24 protein-coding genes are annotated in these 26,885 nt (G+C 43.4%); 21 read left to right on the top strand and 3 right to left on the bottom strand.

Translation table 11 applies throughout. The features are described 5' to 3' along the window. Window positions 1-11 precede the first annotated feature (11 nt). The 13 genes from GPL15_RS01350 to GPL15_RS01290 all read left to right on the top strand — a co-directional run bounded on the left by GPL15_RS01350 (window position 12) and on the right by GPL15_RS01290 (window position 16,105). Window positions 12-380: a D-glucuronyl C5-epimerase family protein gene (locus GPL15_RS01350; RefSeq protein WP_215695232.1), complete on the top strand. Its 369-nt coding sequence runs from the start codon at window positions 12-14 to the stop codon at window positions 378-380. Beyond that, the gene (locus tag GPL15_RS01345) at window positions 350-1,261 is read left to right on the top strand and encodes a hypothetical protein (protein ID WP_215695231.1); all 912 of its coding nucleotides are present in this window, start codon (window positions 350-352) and stop codon (window positions 1,259-1,261) included. The genes GPL15_RS01350 and GPL15_RS01345 overlap by 31 nt, the downstream gene beginning before the upstream one ends. Continuing rightward, window positions 1,258-2,676: a sulfatase-like hydrolase/transferase gene (locus GPL15_RS01340; RefSeq protein ID WP_215695230.1), complete on the top strand. Its 1,419-nt coding sequence runs from the start codon at window positions 1,258-1,260 to the stop codon at window positions 2,674-2,676. The genes GPL15_RS01345 and GPL15_RS01340 overlap by 4 nt, the downstream gene beginning before the upstream one ends. Before the next feature lie 43 nt (window positions 2,677-2,719). Next, the gene (locus GPL15_RS01335; protein WP_252198030.1) at window positions 2,720-4,081 is read left to right on the top strand and encodes an MATE family efflux transporter; all 1,362 of its coding nucleotides are present in this window, start codon (window positions 2,720-2,722) and stop codon (window positions 4,079-4,081) included. A gap of 154 nt (window positions 4,082-4,235) precedes the next feature. Further along, window positions 4,236-5,096, top strand: a complete 861-nt coding sequence (locus GPL15_RS01330; RefSeq protein WP_215695228.1) for a MurR/RpiR family transcriptional regulator — start codon at window positions 4,236-4,238, stop codon at window positions 5,094-5,096. Window positions 5,097-5,359: 263 nt separating this feature from the next. Further along, a complete protein-coding gene (locus GPL15_RS01325; RefSeq protein ID WP_215695227.1) occupies window positions 5,360-6,283 on the top strand; it encodes a hydroxyacid dehydrogenase in 924 nt (307 codons plus the stop codon). An 18-nt stretch (window positions 6,284-6,301) separates the two neighbouring features. Further along, entirely contained in the window at window positions 6,302-7,600 is a 1,299-nt protein-coding gene (locus tag GPL15_RS01320; protein WP_215695226.1) for a sodium/glutamate symporter, read from the top strand. Window positions 7,601-7,625: 25 nt separating this feature from the next. After that, window positions 7,626-8,327: an RraA family protein gene (locus tag GPL15_RS01315; RefSeq protein ID WP_215695225.1), complete on the top strand. Its 702-nt coding sequence runs from the start codon at window positions 7,626-7,628 to the stop codon at window positions 8,325-8,327. A gap of 3 nt (window positions 8,328-8,330) precedes the next feature. Further along, window positions 8,331-9,317 (top strand): D-isomer specific 2-hydroxyacid dehydrogenase family protein, encoded by a 987-nt coding sequence (locus GPL15_RS01310; protein ID WP_215695224.1) that lies wholly within the window; start codon window positions 8,331-8,333, stop codon window positions 9,315-9,317. Window positions 9,318-9,685: 368 nt separating this feature from the next. Further along, on the top strand, window positions 9,686-11,545 hold the full coding sequence (locus tag GPL15_RS01305; RefSeq protein WP_215695223.1) for a zinc ribbon domain-containing protein: 1,860 nt from the start codon (window positions 9,686-9,688) through the stop codon (window positions 11,543-11,545). A 545-nt stretch (window positions 11,546-12,090) separates the two neighbouring features. Beyond that, window positions 12,091-12,369 (top strand): HD domain-containing protein, encoded by a 279-nt coding sequence (locus tag GPL15_RS01300; protein ID WP_215695222.1) that lies wholly within the window; start codon window positions 12,091-12,093, stop codon window positions 12,367-12,369. 61 nt (window positions 12,370-12,430) lie between these two features. Then, entirely contained in the window at window positions 12,431-13,579 is a 1,149-nt protein-coding gene (locus tag GPL15_RS01295; protein WP_215695221.1) for a hypothetical protein, read from the top strand. 12 nt (window positions 13,580-13,591) lie between these two features. Beyond that, window positions 13,592-16,105 (top strand): tetratricopeptide repeat protein, encoded by a 2,514-nt coding sequence (locus tag GPL15_RS01290; protein ID WP_215695220.1) that lies wholly within the window; start codon window positions 13,592-13,594, stop codon window positions 16,103-16,105. Window positions 16,106-16,363: 258 nt separating this feature from the next. Here GPL15_RS01290 and GPL15_RS27235 read toward each other — a convergent pair whose 3' ends face one another. The 3 genes from GPL15_RS27235 to GPL15_RS27225 form a co-directional block, all read right to left on the bottom strand. Beyond that, window positions 16,364-16,477, bottom strand: a complete 114-nt coding sequence (locus GPL15_RS27235; protein ID WP_275950446.1) for a putative holin-like toxin — start codon at window positions 16,475-16,477, stop codon at window positions 16,364-16,366. A gap of 417 nt (window positions 16,478-16,894) precedes the next feature. After that, complete coding sequence (locus GPL15_RS27230; protein WP_233460676.1) at window positions 16,895-16,945, bottom strand: hypothetical protein; 51 nt, start codon at window positions 16,943-16,945, stop codon at window positions 16,895-16,897. A gap of 471 nt (window positions 16,946-17,416) precedes the next feature. Then, the gene (locus tag GPL15_RS27225; protein ID WP_227030990.1) at window positions 17,417-17,494 is read right to left on the bottom strand and encodes a putative holin-like toxin; all 78 of its coding nucleotides are present in this window, start codon (window positions 17,492-17,494) and stop codon (window positions 17,417-17,419) included. Between the two features lie 170 nt (window positions 17,495-17,664). Between GPL15_RS27225 and GPL15_RS01285 the strand changes: the two genes are divergently transcribed. The 8 genes from GPL15_RS01285 to GPL15_RS01250 all read left to right on the top strand — a co-directional run bounded on the left by GPL15_RS01285 (window position 17,665) and on the right by GPL15_RS01250 (window position 26,843). Further along, on the top strand, window positions 17,665-18,147 hold the full coding sequence (locus GPL15_RS01285; RefSeq protein ID WP_215695219.1) for a low molecular weight protein-tyrosine-phosphatase: 483 nt from the start codon (window positions 17,665-17,667) through the stop codon (window positions 18,145-18,147). A 116-nt stretch (window positions 18,148-18,263) separates the two neighbouring features. Beyond that, the gene (locus tag GPL15_RS01280; protein ID WP_215695218.1) at window positions 18,264-19,322 is read left to right on the top strand and encodes a Gfo/Idh/MocA family oxidoreductase; all 1,059 of its coding nucleotides are present in this window, start codon (window positions 18,264-18,266) and stop codon (window positions 19,320-19,322) included. A 204-nt stretch (window positions 19,323-19,526) separates the two neighbouring features. Beyond that, a complete protein-coding gene (locus GPL15_RS01275; protein ID WP_215695217.1) occupies window positions 19,527-21,395 on the top strand; it encodes an AIPR family protein in 1,869 nt (622 codons plus the stop codon). 106 nt (window positions 21,396-21,501) lie between these two features. After that, a complete protein-coding gene (locus GPL15_RS01270) occupies window positions 21,502-22,404 on the top strand; it encodes a DMT family transporter (protein WP_252198022.1) in 903 nt (300 codons plus the stop codon). Window positions 22,405-22,541: 137 nt separating this feature from the next. Further along, window positions 22,542-23,327 (top strand): aspartate dehydrogenase domain-containing protein, encoded by a 786-nt coding sequence (locus GPL15_RS01265; protein WP_215695216.1) that lies wholly within the window; start codon window positions 22,542-22,544, stop codon window positions 23,325-23,327. A gap of 132 nt (window positions 23,328-23,459) precedes the next feature. Then, a complete protein-coding gene (locus tag GPL15_RS01260) occupies window positions 23,460-24,368 on the top strand; it encodes a D-isomer specific 2-hydroxyacid dehydrogenase family protein (RefSeq protein ID WP_215695215.1) in 909 nt (302 codons plus the stop codon). Window positions 24,369-24,503: 135 nt separating this feature from the next. Further along, the gene (locus GPL15_RS01255; RefSeq protein WP_215695214.1) at window positions 24,504-25,562 is read left to right on the top strand and encodes an N-acetylmuramoyl-L-alanine amidase family protein; all 1,059 of its coding nucleotides are present in this window, start codon (window positions 24,504-24,506) and stop codon (window positions 25,560-25,562) included. Window positions 25,563-25,841: 279 nt separating this feature from the next. Next, complete coding sequence (locus GPL15_RS01250; RefSeq protein ID WP_215695213.1) at window positions 25,842-26,843, top strand: reverse transcriptase family protein; 1,002 nt, start codon at window positions 25,842-25,844, stop codon at window positions 26,841-26,843. The last annotated feature ends 42 nt before the right edge of the window (window positions 26,844-26,885 follow it).

The raw sequence follows: 26,885 nt of genomic DNA, 5'->3' as shown, positions 1-26,885 counted from the left end.
AGGGGGAAGAAATGGGACTGAATTTAACGAGGGATGATAATGCCCTGTTGTCGCCGGAGCACATGGAAACTTCGCTGAGAGCCGCGTGCCGCTGGCTGACCGACAGAGCGCAGATGAAGACAGAGCGGCTGACAGAGGAGAAAAACAGTAAGAACCATATCTACCAGAACTGGAAAGGTGCAATGAAAGGGGAATATTCTGCATCGTTCCGGCAATGGGATTTTTACTGTCCCATGTGGCATACCGGACAGGCCGTCAAAGCGCTGGTACGGGCATACCGCCTCACAGGCGATGAGACATATTTAAACGCAGCCCGGGAAGGCAGCCATTTCATATACAGGTATCAGATATGGGAACAAAAAATCCGCTTAACGGATTGATCTTAGCGTATGAAAACAGAAATGATATGGTGAATACCTCCGCCGTGCTTGAATGCATGGACGGTTTGATGGATTTGGCAGAACTGGAACAGGACGAAGAAGCCTGGGAACGGCTGATAGAAGCCGCTGAGTTTCTGATCCGTTTTACCTACCAGCAGAACGGGCTGTTTTGGGATTCGTTTTCTACGGTCAGGAATGAGACGGTCGTACCGAATTTTTTTAGGGTAAAGGCAGGCTGTGACGGCAGGCCTCTGCTGGACGACGGGATTTTCTGCAGGCTGTTTAAGAAGACCGGGAATTTAAGATACAAACAGATCGCCCTGGAAACGGCGGACCGCCTGATAAAAGAGCAGAATCCGCCGGGCAATTGGATCGATTTTGCGCCATGCAAGCCGGAAAAGGGGCTGTTTCATCCCCGGCAGACCTACTGGTGGGGAATGCCGCTTCTGGACGTATATGAGCTTACGGGCGATTCCGTTTACTTTGAAAATGCGCTCATAAGCGGAGAATTTACCCGCAGAATGCTGAGACTTGACGGCGGAATGATGCGGGGGACAAACCGTGAATTCAATACGGAATCCTTCGGACATGCTGCCAGCGGTTCCGCATGCGCGGCAATTTTTATGATGCGTTTATATGAGGAGCAAAAAGATGTGAAGTGGCTTAAAGCGGCAAAAAACGCGCTGTGTTTCTGTATGGAAATGCAGCTGTATGAAACCGGGGACCCTAATCTGCTGGGGGTGATTGTGGAGAAGGTGCTTCCGCCCGGTGGAAGTGATAAACTGCCGTATCAGATCAGAGATCTGGGGACTATTTTTTATGTACAGGCGGCGGTACGATATATGGAGATGTTTCATCTGGATGAAAAGGTGGAAAAATGAAAAACCCAAATGTTCTCTTTTTAATGTGTGACCAGCTTTCGGCGTATGCTTTATATAACCCTGCTTGTTTAACTCCGAATATTGATAAACTCCGCAGACGAAGTGTGACCTTTGATAAAGCGCATACAGTGAATGCGGTCTGCTCTCCATCCCGGGCAAGTCTTATGACAGGGCTTCTGCCTCATAATCATGGCGTTTTGTGGGTAACTCATAACATGGATGAGGATCAGGGATGTCTGCGTGAGGAACATCCTCATTTCGCTCAGATCTTGAGGGATCAGGGGTATACGACAGGGTATTTTGGAAAATGGCACGTGGAACATACAAATCAGCCCAAACGTTTTGGATGGCAGTATACAAATGAAGATTTTTCAAAAAGAGATTTCTGTACATCCAAAGACAGTCCTGAGGGAGACTACATCATAAAAAAGACGCTGGACAGACCGGAAGGGTATGATGAAAAACGGTTGTTTTATGGTGTGAGAAACTGTGGGGATGAAGGAATGAGGATGTTTCAGCCGGTGTCCTGCGGAATTCGTTTTATAGAGAGCCGCCGGGACAAAGAGGCGCCATGGGTCTGTATGGTCAGCACCCGGGAGCCTCATGATCCGTTCATCTGTACAAAAGAATACTATGACATGTATGATGTGAGTGAGATAAAGCTCCACCCAAGCTGTTTTGACAGCCTGGAGAACCAGCCGTATTTGTATAAAAAAGCCGGAAGGGCATGGGCTGGTCTGTCGGTTTGGGAGAAAAAAGAAGCCGCGGCCTGTTACTATGCGTCGATAACCCAAATCGACAAGCTTTTCGGAAGTCTGATAGATAAACTGGATGAAACCGGCCAGAGCGAAAATACGATTATAGTACTCACGGCGGATCACGGCGAGCTGCTGGGGGCAAAAGGGCTTTACAGTAAGAATATATCCGCTTCGGAACTGATCTATAACATACCGCTCATTCTGTCCGCTCCGGGGTGTGGAAGAAATGCTGTTTCTCATGCTAAACTGACACTGGCTGACGTCTGCCAGACCGTACTGGATTTATGCGGCGCTCCTCTCATTGAAACCAGAGATTCCAGGTCTGGTAAGCTGGTGCTTGAAAATCCGCAGGAATATGACCGGGAATTTGACTGCTGCTATGCGGTATATTTTGGAGGAAGAATTATGCTCACACAGCGCATTGTATGGGACGGCAGCTATAAATATGTTTTCAATGGCTTTGATAAAGATGAACTGTATGATCTGGAAGAAGATCCCTATGAGTTGAAAAACCTTATAGACAATCCCTCTTATAGGGAAATCCTTAAATATATGGTCGGAATTTTATGGACTAAACTGCGTGAAACCGGAGATAAAAGTTTGTTGGAGTCAGACTATCCAATTCTCCGGCTGGCTCCATACGGGCCGGAAATTTAGTGATAGAAGGTTAAATGAAACGGGGGGATTCTGCTTGAAAGAAATGAACAAATTAGGGACAGACTTCACTCAAGGAGATGTAACCGGTATTCTGTTTAAGTTTGTGACGCCGTTTTTACTTGCCAGCGTATTGAACAGCATTTATAATACGGTGGATATGATCATAATTGGTAAATATGTGGGGAGTGTGGGTACAGTTGCCGTTGCTCAGGGCGGTAAGATGCTGAACCTATTTACCGTAGTGAGCACAGGGCTGGCGTCCGGAGGGCAGGTGCTCATCTCTCAACAGGTTGGGGCGAAACAGAAAGATGAAATAAACGCAACGATTGGAACCATGTTTTGTATGCTTGCGCTTTTTTCTGTTACAATCAGCATTCTGTGCATGTTATTTTCCCGAACTATATTGGATTGGCTGAATGTGCCGGAAGAATCCTATTCTGCTGCATTGGGTTATTTTCTCATCACCAGCGCGGGGCTGCCGTTGGTATTCGGATATAACGCGGTGTGTTCGGTGCTGCGGGGGATGGGAGATTCCATAAATCCTTTGAAATTTATTGCCGTAGCGGCCGCGTCCAATTTGGTGCTGGATCTGGTGTTTATCATCGGTTTTGACATGGGAGCCGTGGGAACGGCTCTGGCCACGATCATTGGACAGAGCGTGGCGTTTTTTGTCTCTCTGGTAATGCTTTACCGGAAACGGGAACAATTCGGTTTTGACTTTAAGCGGTCCAGCTTTCGCATTGACAGAAAAAAGATGAAGACCATGCTGGCGGTGGGAGGGCCTTCGGCGGCTCAGAGCGCAATTATCAATATAACCCAGCTGTACATGATGAGCTATGTGAATTCGTTCGGGCTGGTTCAGTCAGCCGCTTACAGCATTGGAGACAGGATCATTACGCTGTGTAATGTTGTGACGCAGAGCATTAAGCAGGCCGGAGGGGCTGTAGCAGGACAAAATCTGGGAGCAAGGCTTGCGGACCGGGCAAGGGATGTGGTCCGGTCCTCTGTAAAAATAACCATGCCGGTTGCGGCCGTTTTGGCTGTGCTGTCACTGCTGTTTCCTATGGCATTTTTCCGCCTGTTCACGAATGATGCCGGCGTACTCGCTTACAGCCGCCCGTTCATGCAGATAGCGGCTGTTACTTACTTTTTGGCGGTCTTTTCCTGTTCCTATTCCATTATTACCATCGGGTCCGGCAATGCTAAACTGGGATTTTTGAGCGGTTTTCTGGATGGGGTGGTGTTTCGGATCGGATTGTGCTTTTTCTTCGGCTTTTTCCTGGATATGGGGGTCACAGGCTTTTTCCTGGGCAGTAATATGGCAAGACTTGCAGTGGTGCTTGTAAATGGGATTTATTATTACAGCGGCGCCTGGAGGAAGAGAAAGCTGTTGGTAGAGGGATGAAAACTGTATGGATGAACGCTTCCTATATTGGTACGGCCTTTATGAATCAGCAGTAATAGTGACAGTATTTTAAAGCAAACACTTTACATTGCCGCAAAAGAAGGTTAAACTAGAAAGAAATGAGGGAAAGAGGCAGTGGAAAGGAATCAGACACATGGGAGATATATTCGCGGAGGAATTCGGAAAACATACATTTGTCAGAAGCCAGGAAAAGATAGCCAGGTACTGTGTGGAACGGCAGTACATGATCTGTCAGGAAAGCCTGCATGAATTTGCAGAGGGGGCGGGCGTCAGCGAGGTGTCCGTTCTTAATTTTGTGCGGAAACTTGGTTATGAGGGATTCGCAGAATTTAAAAATAAAACTTATCAGCGTATGGTTCAGGAAGTAGGGAGACAGCAGGAGGAGAACCGGAATCTTCAGGAACGGATGGAGAACAATCAGAAGAAAAGAAGGCCGGGATCTCTGCGGGACAGCTATTTACAGACTGCTGTTGATGTGATTGAGGGCTCTTTATCCCAGAACTCTGAGAAGCTTTATGAACGGGTGATCGGGCAGATTCTCAATTCCAAGAAGGTATTTGTTGTTGGAACCAGGAATTTAAACGGAGAGGCGGAACGTTTTTTCTTAGGGTTGAGCTATTTGGTGGATTACGCATACCATATCGCAGGGGATTATAATAACATCCTTCAGCAGTTGAGCAGCGCACGAAAGGGGGACACTTTGATCTTTATGTGCCAGTCCCGTTTTTTCAAAATGGATGTTGCAATCTGCGATATGGCGAAAAAAAATGGACTCCACATAATTTTGATGTCAGACCGTAAAATATCACCTATTTCAGTATTTGCGGATGAAATTCTCACTTTTATAACAGACAGTACCAGCTTTTTCAGTTCAATCGTTGGTCTGGCTGCGGTATATGAATATTTATTTACAGAACTTGCAGAGCGGCTGGGAGGGAAAACGGAAAAACGGTGGAATCAAATTGACCAGTATACGGAAGAATTCCGCTGTTAAAGCAGGAGCTAAATGTTTACAATTTAATATGGAAAGCGGCATTTTGATTCAGATTGCCCCGTGACTCTGTGTATTCCCGGATTTCATCCGGTGATATAGGGTCATGGGGCATTTTTTAAAGTTTATACTATAAAAATAGTAAAGTAAATAGTTTAAAATACTATTGACAAAAGTAAAGCAACTGCTATAATTAAATAAAATACTTTAATCCGGATAAAGAAAAAACAAGTAACTGCTTTAGAATGAGAAAAGGGGTAGAATCAATGAATATTTATTTGAGTGAATTTATTCATCCGGAGGCGGTAAAGCATCTGGAATCGGCTGCAAATGTCATCAGGGATTTTGAACATCCAGAGGAACTGGATGGAATGATTGTCCGCGGCGTGAAGGTGACCAGGGAGATGATGGAAAAAGCGCCGAATCTGAAGGTAATTGCCAGACATGGAGCTGGATTTGACACCATTGATGTAAATGCCGCAAAGGAATTGGGGATTCGGGTACTGAATGCCCCGGGTGCGAATACGGCTTCTGTTGCCGAGATGATTGTTGCAAGGTTCCTGGAGATGAGCCGGGATCTTTACAAAGCAAATGCGAAGCTGCGGAGGGGAGAATTTACCAGAATTGCGCCTCCGGATATGTTGGGAACTGAAGTGAGCGGGAAAATTCTGGGGCTGATCGGCATGGGAAGAATCCATCAGTGTGCCGCCGACATGATGAGAGCCGCATTTCATGTGGAGGTTGTGGGATATGATCCTTTCGTATCGTCCGAAGAGGCCAAAAAGCGTGGAATGAAGAAGCTGGATACCATTGAAGAGGTTCTGGAATGCGCGGATCTGGTGAGCATCAGCGTTCTGTTGAACGCGGAAACAGAGAATATGATTCACGGAGAACTGTTTAACCATTTTAAGAAAAATGCGGTCTTTGTCAATACGGCCCGCGGAAAAATCGTAAATGAGGACGATCTTTACGAGGCGCTGAAAAACGGAAAACTCCGTGGAGCGGCATTTGATGTATTCGCATCGGAACCGCTTTCCAAAGACAGTAAACTGCTGACACTGGATAACTTCTCCGCAACACCGCATATCGGCGGTAATACGGAAGAGGCGCTGTACAGAACTGGAATGGCGGTTGTGGAAAATGCCATCAGGGTGATTGAAGGAAAAGAAGCAGCCGGACTGGTTGTTTAAAACACAGGAGGGGTGAACATGTTTGGTACTGTATTTAATGATTTGGGGATCTTGTTTTGCTTTTTAATGATTGGCTATTTGCTGAGAGAGATAATAAAGCCGATTCAGAAACTGTTTATTCCGGCTTCGGTTCTCGGAGGCCTGATTGCCCTGATCGCAGGGCCCCAGGTGTTGGGACTGATTGAGATGCCGGAGTCATTTGCATCAATGGCAAGTCCTATGATTGTGCTGGTTATGACGGCCATGTTCATGGGCAATACCATTTCAAAAAGCAGTCTGTGCAATTACGCGGCTGCCATTGATATCTGCGTGGTTCTCTATTTTGCTCAGGTGGCAGTGGGAGTTTTGGCAGGGGTATTGTTCTCCGGAATATGGAAGGGAATGCCTGAGCATTGGGGAATCCTGGGCGTGTTTGCATTTTACGGCGGCCATGGTACGGCGGCCAGCGTGGGCGCTATTTTTGAGGAATATGGAATTGAAGGCACCTTGGGGTTAGGAATTGTATTTGCCACAGCCGGTCTGATGCTGGCTATGATCGTAGGAGTTTTTATCATTAATTTCGGCGTTCGTAAGGGCTGGGCCTCTTCCAAAGGAAGCATGGACTTCGGCAGCTTCGGCGGCGTCATCCCAAAAGAGAAGCAAAGTCCCATCGGTCTGGAAAATGTATCCGGCAGCGGAATAAACTCGTTGGCCCTTCAGTTAGGACTGCTGTTTGTTTCCATCTGGTTTGGAGGTAAGATATTTGGGATTCTGGGCGGAATCACACCATTTTTTAATAAATTTCCCAGTTTCCTCCATGGAATGGTTGGAGCGGCAATTCTGTGGTTTGTCATGAGAAAATGTCATTTAGACGGATATGTGGATAAAAAGTCCATCAGCACAATTTCCAGCGTGGCCCTTGATATCTGTGTTACATCGGCAGTCGCAACCCTGAATCTGAAAATTGTATCTACATATTGGCTGCCGATTGTGGTTTATACTGCCATTATTATTGTGCTGAACATCGTGATATGCTTTGTTTTAGGAAGACATTGGATCAAAAAAGATTGGTTTGAAACCATGCTGATCATTTTCGGCCAGGCCCTTGGCTCATCCACAACAGGGCTTGCGCTGGGGCGCTGCGTCGATCCGGAAACCAAAACATCCGCCTATGATTCGTTCGGCGTATCGGCCGGCGTTATGGGGCCGGTAGCTTCCCTGATGGTTGCAGTGCTTCCAATGCTGGCCATGCAGAGCGATCTGCTCGTGATCGGAATTGGAACGGCTGTGGTGGTTGTGGGATTTTTAATTGGAGAATTTGCATTACGAAAAAAATAATTATGATAAATAGGAGGAAGATATTATGTCAACACCAGGATTACGAATTTATGAGGATTTTAAAAGGCCGGACCCGGAATTAGTAGAAGCGTTCCGCAATATTCCCGTTGCCAATATTTCAGACTGTATGGGAAGGCTGTTCTGCCTGCACTCTTCCATAAAACCACAGGGCAAATGCAGAAAAATCTGCGGGCCGGCCCTGACCGTAAAGTCTGCCATGGCGGATAACTTATTGTTTAACAAAGCCATCGCACTGGCCAAGCCGGGCGATGTGATCGTTGTAAATGACAGCGGAGACTTAACACACAGCGTATGCGGCGACATCATGTATCAGTTCGCAGAATATAAGAAAATAGGCGGTTTCATTGTGGACGGCTGTGTACGTGACATCCAGTATCTGGAAGAACATGATTTCCCGGTCTACTCCCGCGGAGTAACTCCAAGAGGTCCGTATAAAAATGGCTTCGGTGAAATCAACACAGACATTGCCTGTGCCGATCAGGTGATCCATCCGGGAGATATCATCGTCGGAGACGAAGACGGCGTTGTAGTGATCCGTCCGGAGGATGCAAAAGAACTCCTTGAAAAGGCAAAGGCTGTTGTGGAGCGCGAGGCTAAATTTGACCAACTCATCCGGGAAGGAAAGTGGGAGAGCAGCCCCGGCTTTAAAATGATCGATAATAATATCGAAAAATGCGGTTTTGAAGTGTATGGAAAGCAGGAATAGGTTATGGCTGTAAAAATATGTGCATTTGGCGTCCGTGACGATGAACTGGACGTGCTGCAGCAGGTCTGCAGTGAGACGGGCGTTGACGTGACCATTATCCGGGAGGAACCCGGCCTTGAATACGCCGGTCATGCGAAAGGGTGCATGGGCGTTACGGTATCCGGGCAGACCTGGATCGGCAAGGAACTTTTGGACCGTTATTACGAACTCGGAGTGCGGTACTTAACGACCCGAACCAGAGGATATAATCATATCGATGTGGATTATGCCAGGAAAATCGGCATCCGCTGTGCTTTCGCAACATATCCCCCTAACAGTGTGGCAGAATTCACGGTTATGATGATGCTGATGTGCCTGAGACAGTATAAGCAGAGCATTTGGAGGGGGCAGGTCAATGATTTCGCCCTCAGCGGCCTTTTAGGAACGGATCTGGGCTCCCTGACGGTAGGCGTGATGGGAACCGGCCAGATCGGATTCCAGGTCATCCGTTGCCTCCAGGGCTTCGGATGTAAAATCCTGGCATATGATCCCTATGAAAATGATGCTGTAAAACCATATGCAGAATATGTATCCATGGATGAGCTGTTCCAAAGAAGCGATCTGCTTACGCTTCATCTCCCTTATCTGCCGGACACTTATCATATGATAAATGAAGAAAGCCTGAAAAAGATGCGCGACGGAGTTGTCATTATAAACTGCGCAAGAGGCGAACTGGCCGACACGGAAAGCCTGATCCAGGGAGTCGAAAGCGGCAAAATAGGCGCTCTCGGGCTGGATACGGTGGAAGGGGAAAATGGGATCGTACACGGAGACCATAGAATTGACATCCTTGCAAACCGGAATATTTTTTATCTAAGACAATTCCGCAACGTGGTCATGACACCTCATATGGCATTCTTTACGCAGACATCGGTTGATTCTATGGTGAAGTGTGGGATTCGGGATATATTGGCGATGGAAGCAGGGGAGAAGTGTTGGGATGAGATTTGAGAGGTGATGGGGGAGAGAATAATTGCTGTTTAAACCATGAGTAGAAGGTACGTAAAAAGATAAGTGATAAGTGAAAAACATAGAGGGGACTGTCAAGGCGCAGAGGTGGATGATACCGCATACCTTTTTAACAATTGATTTGGAGATTGTTAGAAAGGTATGCGGTTTTTTGTATGGGGTATCTGATTAAATCAATAGTACATATGTGTTATTAGCTCTGACTAATTAGCAACTATTATTATGAGTTTTATTGTTTTTCTCATAATTTTGCGATATGATAGTGCTATAGTTTGAAATTTTAGTTAATTTTCCGAAAGCATGCATATGAAAAAGTTGAAGAGAAGCGTAAAAGTGAATGGAGGAACGGTATGTATTGTATGAAATGCGGAACAGAACTCAGATCGTCTGATTTGCATTGTCCGGAATGCGGTGCTGTGAATGGGAATTATAGTTCGCAAAAAGAAAAGGCAAAATTATCCGTTGTGTTTAGAAAAAAGCAAAGAACGGTTGATTTATCTAAAGAAACAGTTAAAATGGAGGGGAAGAAGAAAGGTAAAATTATTGTAGCTGTTATGATAGTCGTTTTAACTGTTTGTATTGCAGCCGGTATTTTTTGGGCCTTTTTACAAAATAAAAACTATTCGAATACAAAACATCAATCCAGAAGCGTCTCTGCAATTACTAGTAATGACGGAACAGCCTATTTTTTCATGGATGAACAGATCATATCATTTGATGGTAATTACTCTAGTGGAAAGAGTACACCAGACCATAGTAAATTTGTTTTGCTCAGTTTTGATGGATCATTACAATATGTTGCATCCGTAGATAGTGAACCAATATTAATTTCTTCTGAAGTTGACCGAATAATTAATATCACTGACGATTGGTGTATGTATTCCGTTGCTGATAAAGTTTCAACAGAAAATATACTAAAAGATATGAGTGAAAGCTATAGAATTAAAAGATCACTTAGTGAATTAAAAAAAGAATTTTCCAGCTCTTATAATGATACCATTGCAGATGCAAAAAAATTTTATAAAGAACAGGTAGGATATGCATATAGCAGTGATAAAGGCATGGACAAAGTACATGTTTATAATTTTAAAACTGGTGCTCGGGTTGAACTTGGAATCAGTTCAGATGGTATAAAATTTGCGGATAATTCATTAACTTTTGCAAGAATAGATGATGAAAAAAAGTTGTCGGTGTACATTGAAGGAGAGGATACGGTTAAAGAATTATGCAGTATTAGAGGAAATGGACATATATCTGGAATCAGTGCTGATGGTAAAACTATAATCTGGTCAGAAGAAAGAGAATATGAATTATTGATTTATATGATGAAAGATAATGTTCCGGAACGAATAGCAAGATGGAAGAGAAAACCAGAATCCAGTTCTAACACGCAAGTTGTTTTCTTCGACAAGGGTTTTATTGTCACATGCAGAGGTTTTAATAAGTTACTTTTTTCTAAGGATAACGAGGTGAAAGAATTATCATTGAGTGGATCAATGGACGTAAATGATATATTAGATGATAATGGCAACAGGATGCAAAACAACTTAGGCAGTACTGATTTCTTCTATTTAGAGGCAAGAAGAATTAAAGATTATTTTGCCTCTAAATTATATAAATTAGATATGAATGGTGATGTTGAATGGACGGGATTTGATACACAGTCACGGTATTTTATAAAGGGAAATAGGATTTTCTATAAAGACGAGGATAATGATTTTTGCGTGTCGGATTTTGAACAAGATGGTATATCAGATTCTATTTGCATTACAACTGAGATTGATTATTTTATGGTTTCAGAAGATGGTTCAACGGCATACATTGTTAAGGCAGAAGGGCTATATTATTGGGATACAAATGATGATACTTACCGGTTACATAAAATATATAATGATTTTGGGGGACATTCCAGAATTTATATGACAGAGGATGCAGATACTATATTTTATTTGACAGACATGCAGGACATAACGGATAGATATAGCATGATCGGTACTTTGTATTACTATAAAAAAGGTCTCGAAGAACCTCAAAAGATTGCTGCAAATGTATATACTTTGAAACAGAATGATTATGGCATGTGTTCAAGTACAAACCCAATTATAGTTCAGTATTCGAAGGAAAATGATTATGGAAATATACTATATAATATCGGTTCGATGAAGAACAACCAAATGGAGGTCATGATCCAAGATACTATAAGTTATTAGCTTTTTAGATGGTCGGAAGGTACATGAACGAAGACGAAAATAAGAACATAGAACAACATTATCAATCGACAGAGATTACCGTACAAAAGGGGATTGTGTTCAGTATGGCGCGGAACTTACTTCCGATCAGGCCTTTTACCCTAAGTGCGGCCATAAAAAGGGGGAAGGCATTGAAGTCTCATGGACTTATCATCAGGATTATGGTTTGGAAGTATTGTATTCCCTGATATATTAAGTGTTAAAGGCAGCAATATTTTTTGTTATGCTGATGTATCGATCCTCTGTGGAGGTTATCCCAAAGATGATCTGAATAGAATGCCGTAATAACTAACAGGCCGAATATATGTAAATGTATTTGGTCTGTATTCTTTTAGTAAAGGTTAAATTAAATGCAAAAAATTATATTGGATGTTTTAAGAGAATCAGGGAAATTATTGTTTCTTAAATATTGTCGAATATTGTATAATTAGGGCAGCTATAATCCATTTTTAAAAAGAATGACAAAGGGATTGAACGGAATAATTTGTCAGAACAAGGAGACAGGGATGAGGGAAGATATCATTCAGGCATTGCAATCAGAAGTAAAAACGAGATGTGAAAGTCCGGACAATTTTTTCGGCGAGGGGATTTATTATCATATTGAGGCGGTTGTAAAGAACAGCGTCTTTCTTGCCGAAAAATATGGTGGAGACATAGAGATTGTGACAATAGCGGCATGGCTTCATGACATTGCTTCAATTACCGATTATAAGTACTATGAAGAACACCATATATACGGCGCGCAACTGGCGGAAGAGATTCTGCCAATTCTAATGAAGGTGTAAAGGCAGTGGGACAATCTGTTGATTAGATAAAAAGTGTTAAATTAATAGGAGGAGAATTGGTATGGAAGAAAGTAAGAACGGGGATTTGAATGTTTCCCAGAATGATATTATGAATATGGTTAAGGAGACAAGTGAGCTTGCCGCCGGAAAAAAAGCCTTACAGTTGGGGGAGGCCGCCATAGCCGCTCAAACCAGTAATGCGCTGACAAATAATGTTGAATTTTGGAAGTGGATGAATCGAAATTATAGTGGATCTGGGATATTCAATAGTGCGGAAACAATGAATCAATATATTGCTCAAGGAGCCGGAAAAGAGGAGTGGTTAATTAAGCAGCTCCAGGGAAAAGGGTATGAGTGGGATTGGATGACTGCTCAGAGAGGAGATATCAAGAATATATTCAAAACATATAATGCAGGCGATGTTGCAAACCGAGCAGCCAGTGATGTTACTGAAAAGAACATATTTACCGGAAAAAGCACGGAATATCAGATGAAGGCATACACAAGCAAAAGTAATCCTGATTTAAAAAATACACCAAAAGACATGACGGTTGTGACAAATGCGGAGAAAGTGGATGTGGTAAAAGGAAATGGATACGAAAACGTTCAACAATTCCAGGATAGTCAGACCATTAAAAAGAATACAAATGACAGGTTGGAACAGATAAAAAGTGGAAAGGCATATACAACATATAATATTAAAAATGTATCGGTTACAATGGCAAAAGCCGGCGTTGTCGGCTGTGTGATTGGTTTAGGAACGGAAGCCATTGTTTCTTATAAATCATGGAAATCTGGTCAGCTTTCAGATGATGAGTATCTGAAAGAAATTTTAAAAGCAGGTGGAGATGCCGGATTGACGGCTGGGACAACAGCCGGGTTGATGGTTCCGGTATCGGCGGCTATTACAGCAGCCGGTGCCTCATCTCTGATTACCATACCTGTAGCTTTCATAGTTGGAGGAGTGGTTAACAAAGTAATTGCCCCATGTTTTGGACGCGGGCAATATAAACAGATACTTTCAAATGTAAAATATTATCAAAGCCTTGAGAATGTTTATGATGATCTTACCGATAGTATGCAGAGGGCGTCAGAAGAGTATTACGATTTTGTTTTGGGAATCAGCAGACAAAATATGGTTCATCAGGAATTGAAGAAACAAAGCATGATGATGAATGACGATTTAAAACATTTATATGATTCAATATAGGGAGAAAGAAAAATGAATGTAGTTACAATGGAAGACATTAATTATCTGGCGCAGCAATCATCCGGGCGGATTAATATGATTTTATCAGGTATGACTGCGCTTATGAATGATACGGATCATAAAGCTTCTGCCATGGAATCACAAAACTGGTTTCAAAGAATGGTAAGGACAGTTTCTGGTAAAAATAAAATGACCAAAATAGAAATACAACAAAATCATGATAAATTAAATGCATATATGTCGGAGGCCATTGCAGAATTATATAATAGAAATTGTATTGATCATGAAGTCATGATGAGTTTAGGAACACAGTTAAATGAATTATATGCGGATCATTTGCAGCTTAAACAGATGTTAGGCGCATTTGTAGGCAAATTAAATGAAAAAATTGACAGTGTAGACAATTTCCATATGCTTGTAACCGAGATTAACCAGGGTGTTTATTCCGGCAAAGCGGCTATTGTTTCTATCTGTAATGTTTTATCACAGTTCGATCACAGAATTATAGAGGATGGACGAAAACTTGATATTATTAAGAGAAGCCTTTTAGAGCAGAACATCATAAATGACGATGAAATATTGCTGGCCGATTATTTGTTAAGCATTACAGAAATCCCGATGGAAGAAGCCGGAAAAATTTACCTGGAGTTAGGTACAATACGTGGAAATTTCATGGCTGATATCATTCTCGGGATGATGGAGTCATACCATTTTTTACCTGATATGGCTCGCAAAATGAAGAACAAAAAAGTGCTAATTGAAGAAGTTATAAAAAATGAAGGTCTTGATGATACCATTACTTTATCAATTAATGAAATTTACGATGATTTTATAAATAGTAAAATCGATGTCAAGAATGGTTTGATTCCAATTGCGGGGATACAGGCGGATTCAGAATTGGATGAAGCAGAACAATTATATTTTAATTGTAAGCTGGATGAGGCATTTAAACGGTTTCAAACACTGGCTGAAAAAGGAAATGCACGTGCAATGTATTTTTTAGGAGAGTTTTATGTCCAGCCATATGGCCATGTTGTCAAAGATAACGAGGAAGGAACAAAATGGCGTAAAAGGGGATATGAATCGGGTGATACACTGGCATCTCTAAATGTGGCTTACTGTTTACCACGCGATTCGGAGGAAAGAAAAAATATATTTGACACTATGTTTGCACCAACATTGCGGCTGGCAGAAAGCGGTGACGTTTATGCCCAAAATGAGCTTTCTGATTTATATTTTAGCGGATATGGTGCTGCGCAGAATGAGGAAGAAGGATTCAAATGGCTGAAGAAATCTGCTGAAGCTGGATTTTGGCGTTCCATAGATAAAATTGGGGACCTATATTATAATGGAACATATGTTAATCAGGACTATAACGAAGCAATGAGATGGTATAAGAAAGGCGCTGAAATTGGGTACGCTAAATCATATCTGAACCTGGCGTACTGCTATTACTACGGTAACGGTACGGATGAGAATAACGATAAAGCATTGGAATTATTTAAAAAAGCGTACAGCTTAGGAAACGCGGAAGCGGCAAACATGATTGGGATCATGTATAATAAGGGGTACGGAGTTCCAATTGATGAGGCTCAGGAATTTCTCTGGCTTAAAAGATCAGCGGATCTTGGATATACTCGGGGGCAGTCAAATCTGGGAAACTGTTATTATTGTGGACGAGGAACAGATCAAAATTATGAGCTGGCAAAGGAATATTATAAAAAAGCTTCTGATGGCGGATATAATTATGCAACAACCCAATTAGGTATTATTGCAATGGAAGATAATGATTATATCGAAGCGGTAAAATGGTTTAGAATGGCTGCGGAAAATGGTTATGATGATGCGCAAAACCGCTTGGGCTGCAGATATGATAATGGACAAGGTGTTTCGCAAGATAAGGAAGAAGCATTTAAGTGGTTTATGAAATCAGCGGAACAAGGCAATATGAAAGCGCAGGCAAATGTTGGAAAGTATTATCATGAAGGAATTGTTGTTGAACAGAATGATGAACTGGCAAAAGAATGGCTGAGAAAATCTTCGGAACAGGGATGGGAAACGGCAGATATATGGCTGAATGAATTCTATGGAGAAGGTTCTAAGTCACGGAAAAACTCTTCAAAAATCATAAACAGTTTTACATATGAAACAATCAAGTCATCCTGTGAACTGTTTAAATTGATGCATAATGAAGCCAGATTTGATCCCACATATAAATTAAAAGATACGCTGGGAATTCTTTATGAGGACGTCTATTTAGCACATGATGATACAATTTTTAATACTGGAAAAAATGGTTTCGCTATAACTGAAAATGGAATTTACTGTAGGGGATTATTTGAATCATATACGAGTTATGTTTCATTTGAGGAACTTTCTAAAGCTGATAGTATCGATGTACGTGATGGTTATGTGTATGCAGATGGAAAAAAACTGGCATACATAACTGGTTCGGATGAGGAAAAAAAGGACTTAAAAGAGTTATTTGAACAGATAGCATTGGCTGTCAAAATTGATTTATGGTGAGGAAAGATAGTAATTATGGCAGTGATGGCCTGCCAGACATCAGCAAGTTTGTGTTTATCTATAGATACCAGAATTGCGGCAATCAACATTGCCACGTTTATAATGACTATAAGTTCATTAAATGCAGACATTATAGCCCATCCCTTTATGGAGATGGGAGCCACCCGGCGGTACACTGCGAAGCACTCTGATTGGATTGAATGGAGATGAAAAGGAGTTACAGCTCACTCCAGTGAGCGGCTTCCAAAGAATTTTAACTCAAAAAATAGTCACCATTGCTTTGGACGGCGGGTGACTATTTTTTGTACTTATAATCATAACAACAAGTACCCCAAACGCAATCATTAAAGAAAGTATTTCATATGTACTCATGTTAAACCACCCCCTTTCGGAGTTGGAAGTCACCCAGCAGTAAGAACTGCCTGCTTCAATTAAACAAGATAGGAAAACGGTTGTAAATGGAGGAATAAAAAGAAACACTTGTTCAAAATATGAACTTATAGTAGACTTTAGCTATTAAAACATAACGGAGATAGAGTATATGACCAAACAATTTCAGAATAACATTAAAATCCTTTTCTTCTGCCACTGTAATATACTCCGGGGCATTCCAATAGGATTGCATGTGTATGAAAGGAAAAATGTGGGAAAAACACTGAAAAATCATAATTGACAGACGAGCCGAAAATGGCTTATAATAAAGGTACAAAAAAGGCAGTTCACTCCAGCGAGTGGCTTCCAAAAAGTTAAGTTTCTAAAAATAGTCACATAGCTTTGGACGGCGGGTGACTATTTTTTTGTACCTATAATCATAACAACAAGTACCCCAAACGCAATCATCAAAGAAAGTGTTTCATATGTACTCATGTTAAACCACCCCCTTTCGGAGATGGAAGTCACCCGGCAGTAGGAACTGCCTGCTTTCATTATACAAGACAGTAAACAGGCTGTAAATAGAAGGATGGAAAAGAAATACTTGCCTGAAATACTTGTTGGAAGACTTGTTCAAAGCCTGAATTTATAGCAGACTTTAGCTATCAAAAAGATATGGAGAAATAGAGCATGAATAAGCAATTTCAGAATAGCATCAAGATCCTTTTCGTCTGCCACGGCAATATGCTCCGGGGCATTCCAATAGGATTGAATGTATATGAAAAGAAAAAGTGCAAGTGGGGCACTGAAAAATCATGATTGACAGATAAACCAAAATTGGTTTATAATAAAGGTACAAAAAAGGCAGTTCACTCCAGCGAGTGGCTTCCAAAGAATAACCGTTATAAAAATAGTCGTTAAACTTGGTAGGTTGGGCGACTATTTTTTTGTACCTATAATCATAACAACAAGTACCCCAAACGCAATCATCAAAGAAAGTGTCTCATATGTACTCATGTCATACCACCCCCTTTCGGAGATGGAAGTCACCCAGCAGTAGGAACCGCCTATTCACATTTTACTAAAGGATTAACTGCCTGTAAAGGATACAAATGGAAACCAGCTCTTGTTTATTGGACAAATTTATAGTAGACTTTAGCTATCAAAAAGTAACGGAGATTTCGCGTATGACCAAACAATTTCAGAATAACATTAACATCCTTTTTGTCTGCCACGGCAACATCTGCCGCTCCCCCATGGCTGAATACGTTCTAAAAGACATGGTAAACACCCACAAAACCGCCCACCTCTTCCACATCGATTCCGCCGCCACCAGTACCGAAGAAATCGGCAACCCCGTCCACTACGGAACCAGAGATAAACTGCGCAGAGAAGGCATCCCTGTAGGCGGCCACCGGGCGGTTCAGTTAAAGAAGAAGGATTATGAAGACTACGACTACCTGATCGGTATGGAGCAGAGAAATATCACCAACATGCTCCGAATCTTAGGAGGCGATCCGGATCATAAAGTGTACCGACTGCTGGATTTTTCCGACCGGCCAAGAGACATTGCGGACCCCTGGTATACCGGTAATTTCGATGTGACTTATGAAGATATCTGCGAAGGATGCCGGGCATTCCTGAAGATGCTTCAGGAAAAAGAGAAATAGGGTAAAAACGGAAAACAATAAAAACGGAAAACAACAAAAACGGAAAACAACAAAAGCAGAAAACAACAAAAGCGGAAAACAACCAAATAAAATTTCAGCAAAAGAGGAAATTAAACATGAAACTTAACTTCATCATCATAGGTTCCGGCTGGCGCTCCCTTTTTTACGCCAGAATTGCGTCCAATTACCCGGAACTCTTTCATTTGCAGGCAGTTTTATGCCGGACGGAAGAAAAGGTTCAGAAACTGAACCGGGAATACGGTCTTTACGCCACCACATCCGAGGAAGAATGCGAAGCCCTGAAACCTGATTTTGTTGTGGTGGCGGTCAGCAAGCCGTCCATCTGCCAGGTCACTTTAAAATGGGCGCAGAAGGGGTATCCGGTGCTGTGCGAAACACCCGCCGCCCTCACCCTCGACGAGCTTAACCAGATATGGGAAATGGCTCAGAACGGCGCCAAAATACAGGTGGCAGAACAATATTTTAAATACCCAATGATAGCGGCCGCTTTAGAGGCGGTAAAACGGGGATACCTTGGAGACCCCTATGCGGTGAATATCTCCCTGGCCCATGATTACCATGGGGCCAGCCTGATCAGGAAGTTTTTAAATACAGACGTAAGTGTTCCTATGAAACTCTGCGGAAAACGCTTCACATTTCCGGTAATGGAAACCAGCTCAAGAGCCGGTGATGTGACGGACGGCAGCATAAAGGACAGGGACCGGATCAGGATAACATTTGAATTTGAAAATGGGAAAGCGGCTTTCTATGATTTTTCAGGAGTGCAGTACCACTCCTATATCAGAAGCCGCCATTTGAATGTCCAGGGGGTGAAAGGGGAACTGGATGACCTGACACTTCGCTATACGGATGAAACTTTCAGGCCGGTAACGCAGCAGCTTGCGGTAAAACGGGCTGCGGACAGTTCCGGAATCTGTTCTGTTGCCTTAGAAAATGAAACGCTCTATGAAAATCCTTTCATAAGCCCAGTCATGCCCCAGGATGAGACTGCCATTGCCGCTTTCATGCTGGGCATGAAAGCATTTATTGAAGACGGCATACAGGTCTATCCATTAGCCGACGCGCTTCAGGATGCCTATACGCTGATCCTTATGAATCAGGCTTTGGAAAATCCGGGGATGACCGTGGAGTCCGCTCCCCAGATCTGGCAGTGAGCGATCGCGTGAAAAATAATCCTGAGGGCTTATTTTTTCACGCCCAAATTTGTGCCGGAGCCGACAATTTGAATCGCAGCTGAGAATCTGAAATTCCCAGCGCGTGCCAACGCAAAATTGCGTTTAACAAAATTTGTGTTTAGTAAAATTTGCGCATAAAAATGCTCCGGCATGGAGGATTAAATAATACGAAAGAGGATCTATATGGATAAGTACGATATCTTAGTCAGAATTTTAGATGAACTCCGCAATGAGGCGCCGACGAATTACAGACGGTATTATCCGGCGGAAGATGATAAAGAACTGATGAACCAGGCCAGATCCCGGTCATTTATCCATCTGTTTTTCAAGGTGAGATATGGTCTGGATTCTTTTACCGACCGGGAAAATTTTATCACAGATGACCCCTATGACGGGGGGATTGACGCTTATTATATCGATAAGGAAAGAAAAGAGATTATCCTGATCCAGTCCAAATTCCGGGACAGCAAGGATAATTTTGAAAAGAAGGAAATCGATATGACGGAAATTCTGAAAATGGACATTTTCAGAATTACAAAAGGGGAAAAACAAGACCGGAACGGCCATGAATATAATAAAAAAATCCGGGCCATGCAGAAAAATATCAGCGAAATCGGTGATATAGGACGGTATAATTACCGGGTCGTTATCCTTGCCAATTTAAAACGGGTGGATGAAGAAGATCTGTTCCGTCTCACCGGCGGTATACCTGCGGAAGTGTTCGATTATGAAAAATGTTATACGAATCTGGTATTTCCCATTGTGACCGGCTGCTGCTTCAATGCGGATGAGATCAGGATCAACCTGTCTTTGAGCAATAAAGAAGGAAATGACGGAAGAATTGTGTATTTTGTGCAGACAGAATACAGCAAATGCAAGATTATGGTGTTATTTGTTCCTGTATTAGAGATCGCCAAACTCATGGATAAATTTAAGAATTCCATTTTAAAATACAACCCGCGCTGTTATCTGAGCCTGAAAGAAAATAACATTAATACGAAGATAGAAAAGACCATCGTAAATAAGACGACCAATGAATTTGCGCTGTACAACAACGGAATCACCATCCTTTCCGACGGCACTGAAATCAACTCCCAGATCGGAATCAAGGACCAGGCCCAGATGCTGATCACCAATCCTCAGATCATCAATGGAGGGCAGACCGCATATACTTTGTCCTGTATTTACCGAAATCATAAAGACGACCTTTCCGTATTTGAGGAAAAAGAGGTCATGGTAAAGGTGATCACCTTCTTAGACGATAACATAGAAGAAGATAAGCGCCGGGCCCTGATTGAAGAGCTGTCAAAGGCGACAAATGAACAGTCCCCGGTGAACGAGGCTGACCGCCGGGCCAATGACAGCATGCAGATCCAATATCAGGATCGGATCTATAAGGAATTTGGCTATTTTTATGACAGGAAACGCGGGGAATTTTATGATGGGGAGGAAAAGAATTATATTGATTCCGGCAACATTGTGAACCGGTCCATTTTCATCAGGATCGCGGCCAGTGTCAAAGGCGATGCAGCCAAAGCCAGAAGAAACGGGGATGACACTCTGTTCAGAAAGGAAAGTTTCGAGGAGCTGTTCAAAGAAAAAGACGGTTACCGGATTTATATGTTTGGATTTTTCTGCCACCAGTATTTGAATGAAATTGAGAAGAAATATGAAAAAAGTGCGAATAATAAATTTGGTATCAATACATACGGCAATTCGCTCCGCTATGGAAAATATGCGGTGGTAAATGTAGTCTGCCGGAGATACGATCCCGCCCTTTCCCCCACTCAGTACCAGGAACATGCACGGAGCCTGACGGATGCGGTATTAAAAAAATGGCTGTCTTTCGAAGGGTATATTACTTCTAAGACATCCAACTGGGACTATTTCAATTATACGGTGGAAGAGGATGGAAGAACCAGCTATTACTACAATTTCGACGGTTATTATAAAGGCCGGACCGTAAATGAAGATATTAAAAATTACTCCTTCTGGGAAACAGATTTGGCCGGACAGCAGGCGGCGGTGACTGTGGAGCAGGGACAGAGGTAATGGAGACAGGGGTAATAGAGACAGAGATAATAGAGACAGAGGTAATAGAAACAGAGGTAAGAGAAACAGGGTATCAAAAATAGAGCTGACAGGAATATAACAAACTATGAACAAGATCAACTTGAACAAAAAATATAAAGGAATCATCTATATCATTTTATCCGCATTTTCATTTGCGGTAATGAACGTATTTGTGCGGATGGCGGGGGATCTGCCCTCGGTACAGAAAAGCTTTTTCAGGAATCTGGTGGCATTTTTCTTCGCGATTGCGGTGATGAAACGGCAGCGTATATGGATCAGCGATCCGAAAGCCAATTTACCCAGGCTGATCCTGCGCTCCACCTTTGGGACAATCGGGATTCTGTGCAATTTTTACGCGGTTGACCATCTGGTGCTGGCCGACGCATCCATGCTGAGTAAAATGTCTCCGTTTTTTGCCATCATATTCAGCTTTTTAATATTGGGAGAAAAGGTAAAACTGGCCCAGGGGCTTTGCGTGGCAGGGGCATTTATCGGCAGCCTTTTCATCATTAAGCCGACCTTTGTGAATATGGATCTGGTGCCGTCGCTGATCGGGCTGGCAGGCGGCCTCTGTTCCGGCGCTGCCTATACACTGGTGCGTTCCCTGGGGGAGAGAGGGGAAAAAGGGCCGTTTATCGTCTTTTTCTTCTCCGGCTTCTCCTGCCTGGTGACGCTGCCGTACCTGATCTTCAGCTATCATCCCATGTCCGGCTTTCAATTGGGAATGCTTATGCTGGCAGGCCTGGCGGCTTCAGGGGGACAGTTTTCCATCACTGCGGCTTACTGCAACGCGCCCGCCCGGGAAATCTCCGTTTACGATTATTCTCAGATTATTTTTTCAGCGCTGTTGGGGCTTTTTATATTCGGGCAGGTTCCGGACTGGTTAAGCTGGTGCGGCTATGTTATAATCTGTAGTATGGCGGTGATCATGTTCCTGTATAATAATGGCCGCCTGGAAGTGAAAAAGTATAAAGAAATCACGAGGTAGGGAGTGTGAAAAATAATCCTGATGGCTTATTTTTCACACCCAAATTTGGCCGGAGCCACAAATTTGAATCGCAGCTGAGAATCTGAAATTCTCAGCGCGCGCCTTTGCAAAAAACGCTCCGGCATGGAGGAATTAGAATGGAAAAATTAAAACTTGGAATTTTAGGATGCGGTTATCTGTCCAACATCGTTGTGGACGCATACAACAACGGCCTGCTGGCAGAATATGAGATTGTGGGCGTGTTGGGAAGAAGCCGTGCGGCAGCGGAAGAGATGGCTGCAAAAGCTGGATGTAAAGCCTGTGACACCATAGAAGAACTGCTGGAGCTGAAACCGGACTACATTGCCGAAGCGGCGTCCGGTCAGGCGGTCAGGGATTACGCGGAAAAGATTTTGTCAAATGGGTGCAGTTTTGCAGTGCTGTCCATAGGCGCATTTGCGGATCAGGAGTTTTATGAGAGGGTCATTGAAACCGCCCGAAAACATGGCGCCAAAGTACATATTGCTTCGGGAGCCATTGGAGGCTTTGACGTGCTGAGAACTGTTTCGCTGATGGGAACCGTGACATCGGGTATTGAGACGAGAAAAGGGCCGGCTTCTTTAAAAGGAACGCCTTTGTTTGAAGAACATTTGATGAGTGACAGTGAAACTTCTCACGTGTTTGAAGGAAACGCGAAAAAGGCCATCAGCCTGCTTCCTACAAAAGTGAATGTAGCTGTGGCGACCGCACTGGCAACCGCCGGAGCGGAGAAGACAAGCGTGAACATTTACAGCGTGCCGGGGATGGCAGGGGATGACCACAAGATAACAGCGGAAATTGACGGAATAAAAGCGGTTGTGGATATCTATTCCAGAACCAGTGAAATTGCGGGATGGAGCATTGTGGCCCTGCTTCGCAATCTGGTTTCACCGATTATGTTTTAACCAACCATGTTTTAACCGGAATGTATCTGAAAATTACTTCATGTCAGATGTGGATCGTAGAATTTTCAGACATATTCTGAATCAGGACCTGTTTGAACATGCCGGAATGGCAGAGAAAAAGGAGAGACGAATATGGAACGTTTTAAAAAATTAGTGGCAATCGAGCCTGTAAGCCTTGTACCATGGGGAGAAGAAGAATTAAAACAGTATGCGGACGAAATCGTCATGTTTGATGATGTGCCGGCCGGTGATGATGAGATCGTGCGCCGGATCGGAGATGCGGACGGGGTGCTTCTCAGCTATACTTCCAAGATCAACCAATACATATTTGAACATTGCCCCAACATCCGGTATGTGGGCATGTGCTGCAGCCTTTATTCGGAAGAGAGCGCCAATGTGGATATCGCCTATGCGAGGACAAAAGGGATAACCGTGCTGGGCATCCGGGACTACGGGGACCGGGGTGTGGTGGAATATGTGCTGTATCAGCTTGTGCGCATGCTTCACGGCTATGATTTTCCAATGTGGAGCGACCAGCCCATTGAACTGACTGATTTAAAGGTGGGCATCCTGGGCATGGGAGTGACCGGAGGTATGATCGCTGACGCCCTTCAGTTCATGGGATCGGAAGTATCTTACTACAGCAGAACCAGAAAACCGGAAAAGGAAAATCAGGGCATCGGATACAAACCGCTGCATGATCTGTTGAAAGACAGTCAGGTGGTGTTTGCCTGTCTGAATAAAAATGTGATCTTACTTCACGAAGAGGAGTTTAACCTGCTTGGAAACCGGAAAATCCTGTTTAATACCTCAATTGGCCCGGCTTTTGATCTGGACGCTTTGAAAAAATGGCTGGAATCGCCGGATAACTATTTCTGCTGTGATACGGAAGGAGCGATCGGCGACCCAGAGGGCATTTTAGTCAGCCAGCCCAATGTTGTGTGTGTAAAAATGTCCGCTGGACGGACGAAACAGGCCTTCGAACTGCTGTCCAGGAAGGTTCTGGATAATATTCGTTCATATTTAGTTAATAAATTGTAATATTTGTTAATAATAAAGAAATTGATTGATACCAGCTCTTATACTACAATATAAATAGATAATTTGTAAGAAATGGCAGCAATACATTTTATTACCATGAGATTAAAAGGATATTTAGATGGAGGAGGCAGTGATATGAGGAAGAGTTGGAAAAATTGGATGTGTGTTGCGTTGGCAGCGGCTATGACAATCGGTATGAGCATGTCGGTATTGGCCGTCGAGAAGATCGACAAAGTTACGATTACATTTTCTTATGATGAAGAGCCAAAATCGGGAGAATCGGTGGGCAGTGTGAAGGCCAACACATCCAGCAATCAGTTCTATATTGACAATGTGGAATATATCAATGATGTGGACACATGGAGTGTGGGAGACCTGCCTGTAGTAAGAGTGGATCTGACGGCAAGAGACGGATATAAGTTTTCGTATACCTCTAAAAGCCATTTTTCATTATCCGGCTGCAATGCAGAGTTTGACAGAGCCAAGATTTATGATGACGGCGTTACCATGGAATTGAAAGTGGAGCTGAAACGAGTTGGCGGTAAACTGAGTGAAGTGGAAAATTATGAATGGGTTGGAACCACAGCGGTTTGGGACAGCCTGGAAGGCGCTAAGAGCTATGAAGTGCGTCTGTATAAGGATGAGAGATCTGTAACTACTGTTACAACAAACAATACTTCTTATGATTTTGGAAGCTATATCAGCCGGGAAGGCAGCTATGCATTTAAGGTTCGGGCCATTTCTGATTATAACAACAGAGCTGGGGAATGGACAGATTTCTCTGATGATTACTATGTAGACGAAGACAATGTGAGTTATCACGGCGGAGGCGGAACCTGGCAGCAGAACCAGCGGGGCTGGTGGTATGCATATGCCGGCGGCGGCTATCCAAAGAATGAATGGAAACAGATCAACAATGTATGGTATTATTTCAACTGGGAAGGCTATATGCTGACGGGCTGGCAGAATATCAGCGGAAACTGGTATTATCTGGACGGCAGCGGCGCTATGACCACAGGATGGCAGTACATCAATGGAAACTGGTATTACCTGAACGGCAGCGGCGTGATGCAGACAGGATGGCAGTACATCAATGGAAACTGGTATTACATGGACCGCAGCGGCGCGATGTATGCAAACAGGCAGACGCCTGACGGCTATTATGTAAATGCATCAGGAGCCAGAGTAAACTAATTAATGATATACAGTAAAATCAAATAGAATATAAAACAGCAGGAGCAATAGTGTTACCGGTAAACTTTAAATAGCTTCCGGCCCGGCGGCGAGTCGCCGCCGGGTTCATGTTATTCAGAGCAAAGTCTGTATATGCTGCGAAGTACAACCGCACACCTGCGGCGCTTTTGGCGCCTCTGGTGTGCTTACGCCTGCGGCTTGTACATCTCCGCATATACAGTATCTTCTTTTTTAGTATTGCGCCTGCTGTTTTTATGTTACAGGAGGCATTGAAAAAAGATGTCGGATTTATGGAAATATTGTACAGCAGAACAGTGCAGGGAGTTTCTTTTGTCACTGGAGCTCGTTGGAGACAGCGGGTGGCCGGATGACAAGAAACTTGCCTGCCTTTATGCTGTCAGCAATCATGTGGAAAAGCATTACCATACGGCAGTCATTAAAAAACGGAGCGGGAACGAACGCCGTCTGCTGGTGCCTGATCCGCTTTTAAAAGGAATCCAGCAAAAGATTCTGCATAATGTCCTGGAAGACTATGCCGTTTCCAGATATGCCACGGCATATCATAAAGGGGCAAAGCTGAAAGATAACGCGGCGCCTCATGTGGGGAAAGAGAAGATTCTGAAACTGGATATTGAAAACTTTTTTGAGAATATATTATTTAAGCAGGTTTTGCAGAGTTCATTTCCGAAGAAGTATTTCCCTCCGGCTGTAGGCACGATGCTGGCTTATCTGTGCTGTTATTATGATTATCTGCCCCAGGGAGCGCCCACTTCTCCAGCCATTTCCAATCTGGTTATGAAGCCGTTTGATGAATCCATGGGGGCTTGGTGTGAGGAGCGGGGGATCAGTTACAGCAGGTACTGCGATGATCTGACATTTTCCGGGGATTTCGATGCTGAGATGGTGAAGCGAAAGGCCGGGGCATTTTTAGGAGAGATGGGATTCCAGTTAAACCGGAAAAAGACGCGGGTTATCAGCAGAGGGCAGCAGCAGAATGTGACCGGCGTGGTGGTGAACTGTAAACCCCAGGTTTCAAAAGAATACCGGAGAAAATTGAGACAGGAGATTTATTTTTGCAGGAAATATGGGATCCGGGGGCATTTGGAGAGAATCGGGGATAGGAAATACCTGGATTTGGGAGAGGCCGGGATTGAGAGATACCGGCTGCGGCTGATTGGGAAGGTGAATTATGTACTGCAGGTGAATCAGGATGATAGGGATTTTATTGGATGCCTTGGGGATTTAACATCAGGCGTGAAGGGATTTTCGAAAAAGCCTTGAGGGTTTACTTTAAACCCTCAAGGCTTTTTCGAAAATCCCTTC

The sequence above is a fragment of the Clostridium sp. MCC353 genome, assembly GCF_018785315.1.
In the GTDB taxonomy this organism is placed as follows: Bacteria; Bacillota; Clostridia; order Lachnospirales; family Lachnospiraceae; genus CHH4-2.
This window is presented reverse-complemented; position numbering and strand designations above follow the sequence as displayed.

What these genes read in the sequence shown, in the direction of transcription:
- GPL15_RS01285 (WP_215695219.1), top strand. Translation starts at nt 17,665, where the DNA reads ATGACCAAACAATTTCAGAATAACATTAACATCCTTTTTGTCTGCCAC.
- GPL15_RS01275 (WP_215695217.1), top strand. Translation starts at nt 19,527, where the DNA reads ATGGATAAGTACGATATCTTAGTCAGAATTTTAGATGAACTCCGCAAT.
- GPL15_RS01325 (WP_215695227.1), top strand. Translation starts at nt 5,360, where the DNA reads ATGAATATTTATTTGAGTGAATTTATTCATCCGGAGGCGGTAAAGCAT.
- GPL15_RS01335 (WP_252198030.1), top strand. Translation starts at nt 2,720, where the DNA reads ATGAACAAATTAGGGACAGACTTCACTCAAGGAGATGTAACCGGTATT.
- GPL15_RS01295 (WP_215695221.1), top strand. Translation starts at nt 12,431, where the DNA reads ATGGAAGAAAGTAAGAACGGGGATTTGAATGTTTCCCAGAATGATATT.
- GPL15_RS01320 (WP_215695226.1), top strand. Translation starts at nt 6,302, where the DNA reads ATGTTTGGTACTGTATTTAATGATTTGGGGATCTTGTTTTGCTTTTTA.
- GPL15_RS27235 (WP_275950446.1), bottom strand. Translation starts at nt 16,477, where the DNA reads ATGAGTACATATGAAATACTTTCTTTAATGATTGCGTTTGGGGTACTT.
- GPL15_RS01310 (WP_215695224.1), top strand. Translation starts at nt 8,331, where the DNA reads ATGGCTGTAAAAATATGTGCATTTGGCGTCCGTGACGATGAACTGGAC.
- GPL15_RS01270 (WP_252198022.1), top strand. Translation starts at nt 21,502, where the DNA reads ATGAACAAGATCAACTTGAACAAAAAATATAAAGGAATCATCTATATC.
- GPL15_RS01260 (WP_215695215.1), top strand. Translation starts at nt 23,460, where the DNA reads ATGGAACGTTTTAAAAAATTAGTGGCAATCGAGCCTGTAAGCCTTGTA.
- GPL15_RS01280 (WP_215695218.1), top strand. Translation starts at nt 18,264, where the DNA reads ATGAAACTTAACTTCATCATCATAGGTTCCGGCTGGCGCTCCCTTTTT.
- GPL15_RS01290 (WP_215695220.1), top strand. Translation starts at nt 13,592, where the DNA reads ATGAATGTAGTTACAATGGAAGACATTAATTATCTGGCGCAGCAATCA.
- GPL15_RS27225 (WP_227030990.1), bottom strand. Translation starts at nt 17,494, where the DNA reads ATGAGTACATATGAGACACTTTCTTTGATGATTGCGTTTGGGGTACTT.
- GPL15_RS01315 (WP_215695225.1), top strand. Translation starts at nt 7,626, where the DNA reads ATGTCAACACCAGGATTACGAATTTATGAGGATTTTAAAAGGCCGGAC.
- GPL15_RS01340 (WP_215695230.1), top strand. Translation starts at nt 1,258, where the DNA reads ATGAAAAACCCAAATGTTCTCTTTTTAATGTGTGACCAGCTTTCGGCG.
- GPL15_RS01305 (WP_215695223.1), top strand. Translation starts at nt 9,686, where the DNA reads ATGTATTGTATGAAATGCGGAACAGAACTCAGATCGTCTGATTTGCAT.
- GPL15_RS01265 (WP_215695216.1), top strand. Translation starts at nt 22,542, where the DNA reads ATGGAAAAATTAAAACTTGGAATTTTAGGATGCGGTTATCTGTCCAAC.
- GPL15_RS01300 (WP_215695222.1), top strand. Translation starts at nt 12,091, where the DNA reads ATGAGGGAAGATATCATTCAGGCATTGCAATCAGAAGTAAAAACGAGA.
- GPL15_RS01345 (WP_215695231.1), top strand. Translation starts at nt 350, where the DNA reads ATGGGAACAAAAAATCCGCTTAACGGATTGATCTTAGCGTATGAAAAC.
- GPL15_RS01350 (WP_215695232.1), top strand. Translation starts at nt 12, where the DNA reads ATGGGACTGAATTTAACGAGGGATGATAATGCCCTGTTGTCGCCGGAG.
- GPL15_RS01255 (WP_215695214.1), top strand. Translation starts at nt 24,504, where the DNA reads ATGAGGAAGAGTTGGAAAAATTGGATGTGTGTTGCGTTGGCAGCGGCT.
- GPL15_RS01330 (WP_215695228.1), top strand. Translation starts at nt 4,236, where the DNA reads ATGGGAGATATATTCGCGGAGGAATTCGGAAAACATACATTTGTCAGA.
- GPL15_RS01250 (WP_215695213.1), top strand. Translation starts at nt 25,842, where the DNA reads ATGTCGGATTTATGGAAATATTGTACAGCAGAACAGTGCAGGGAGTTT.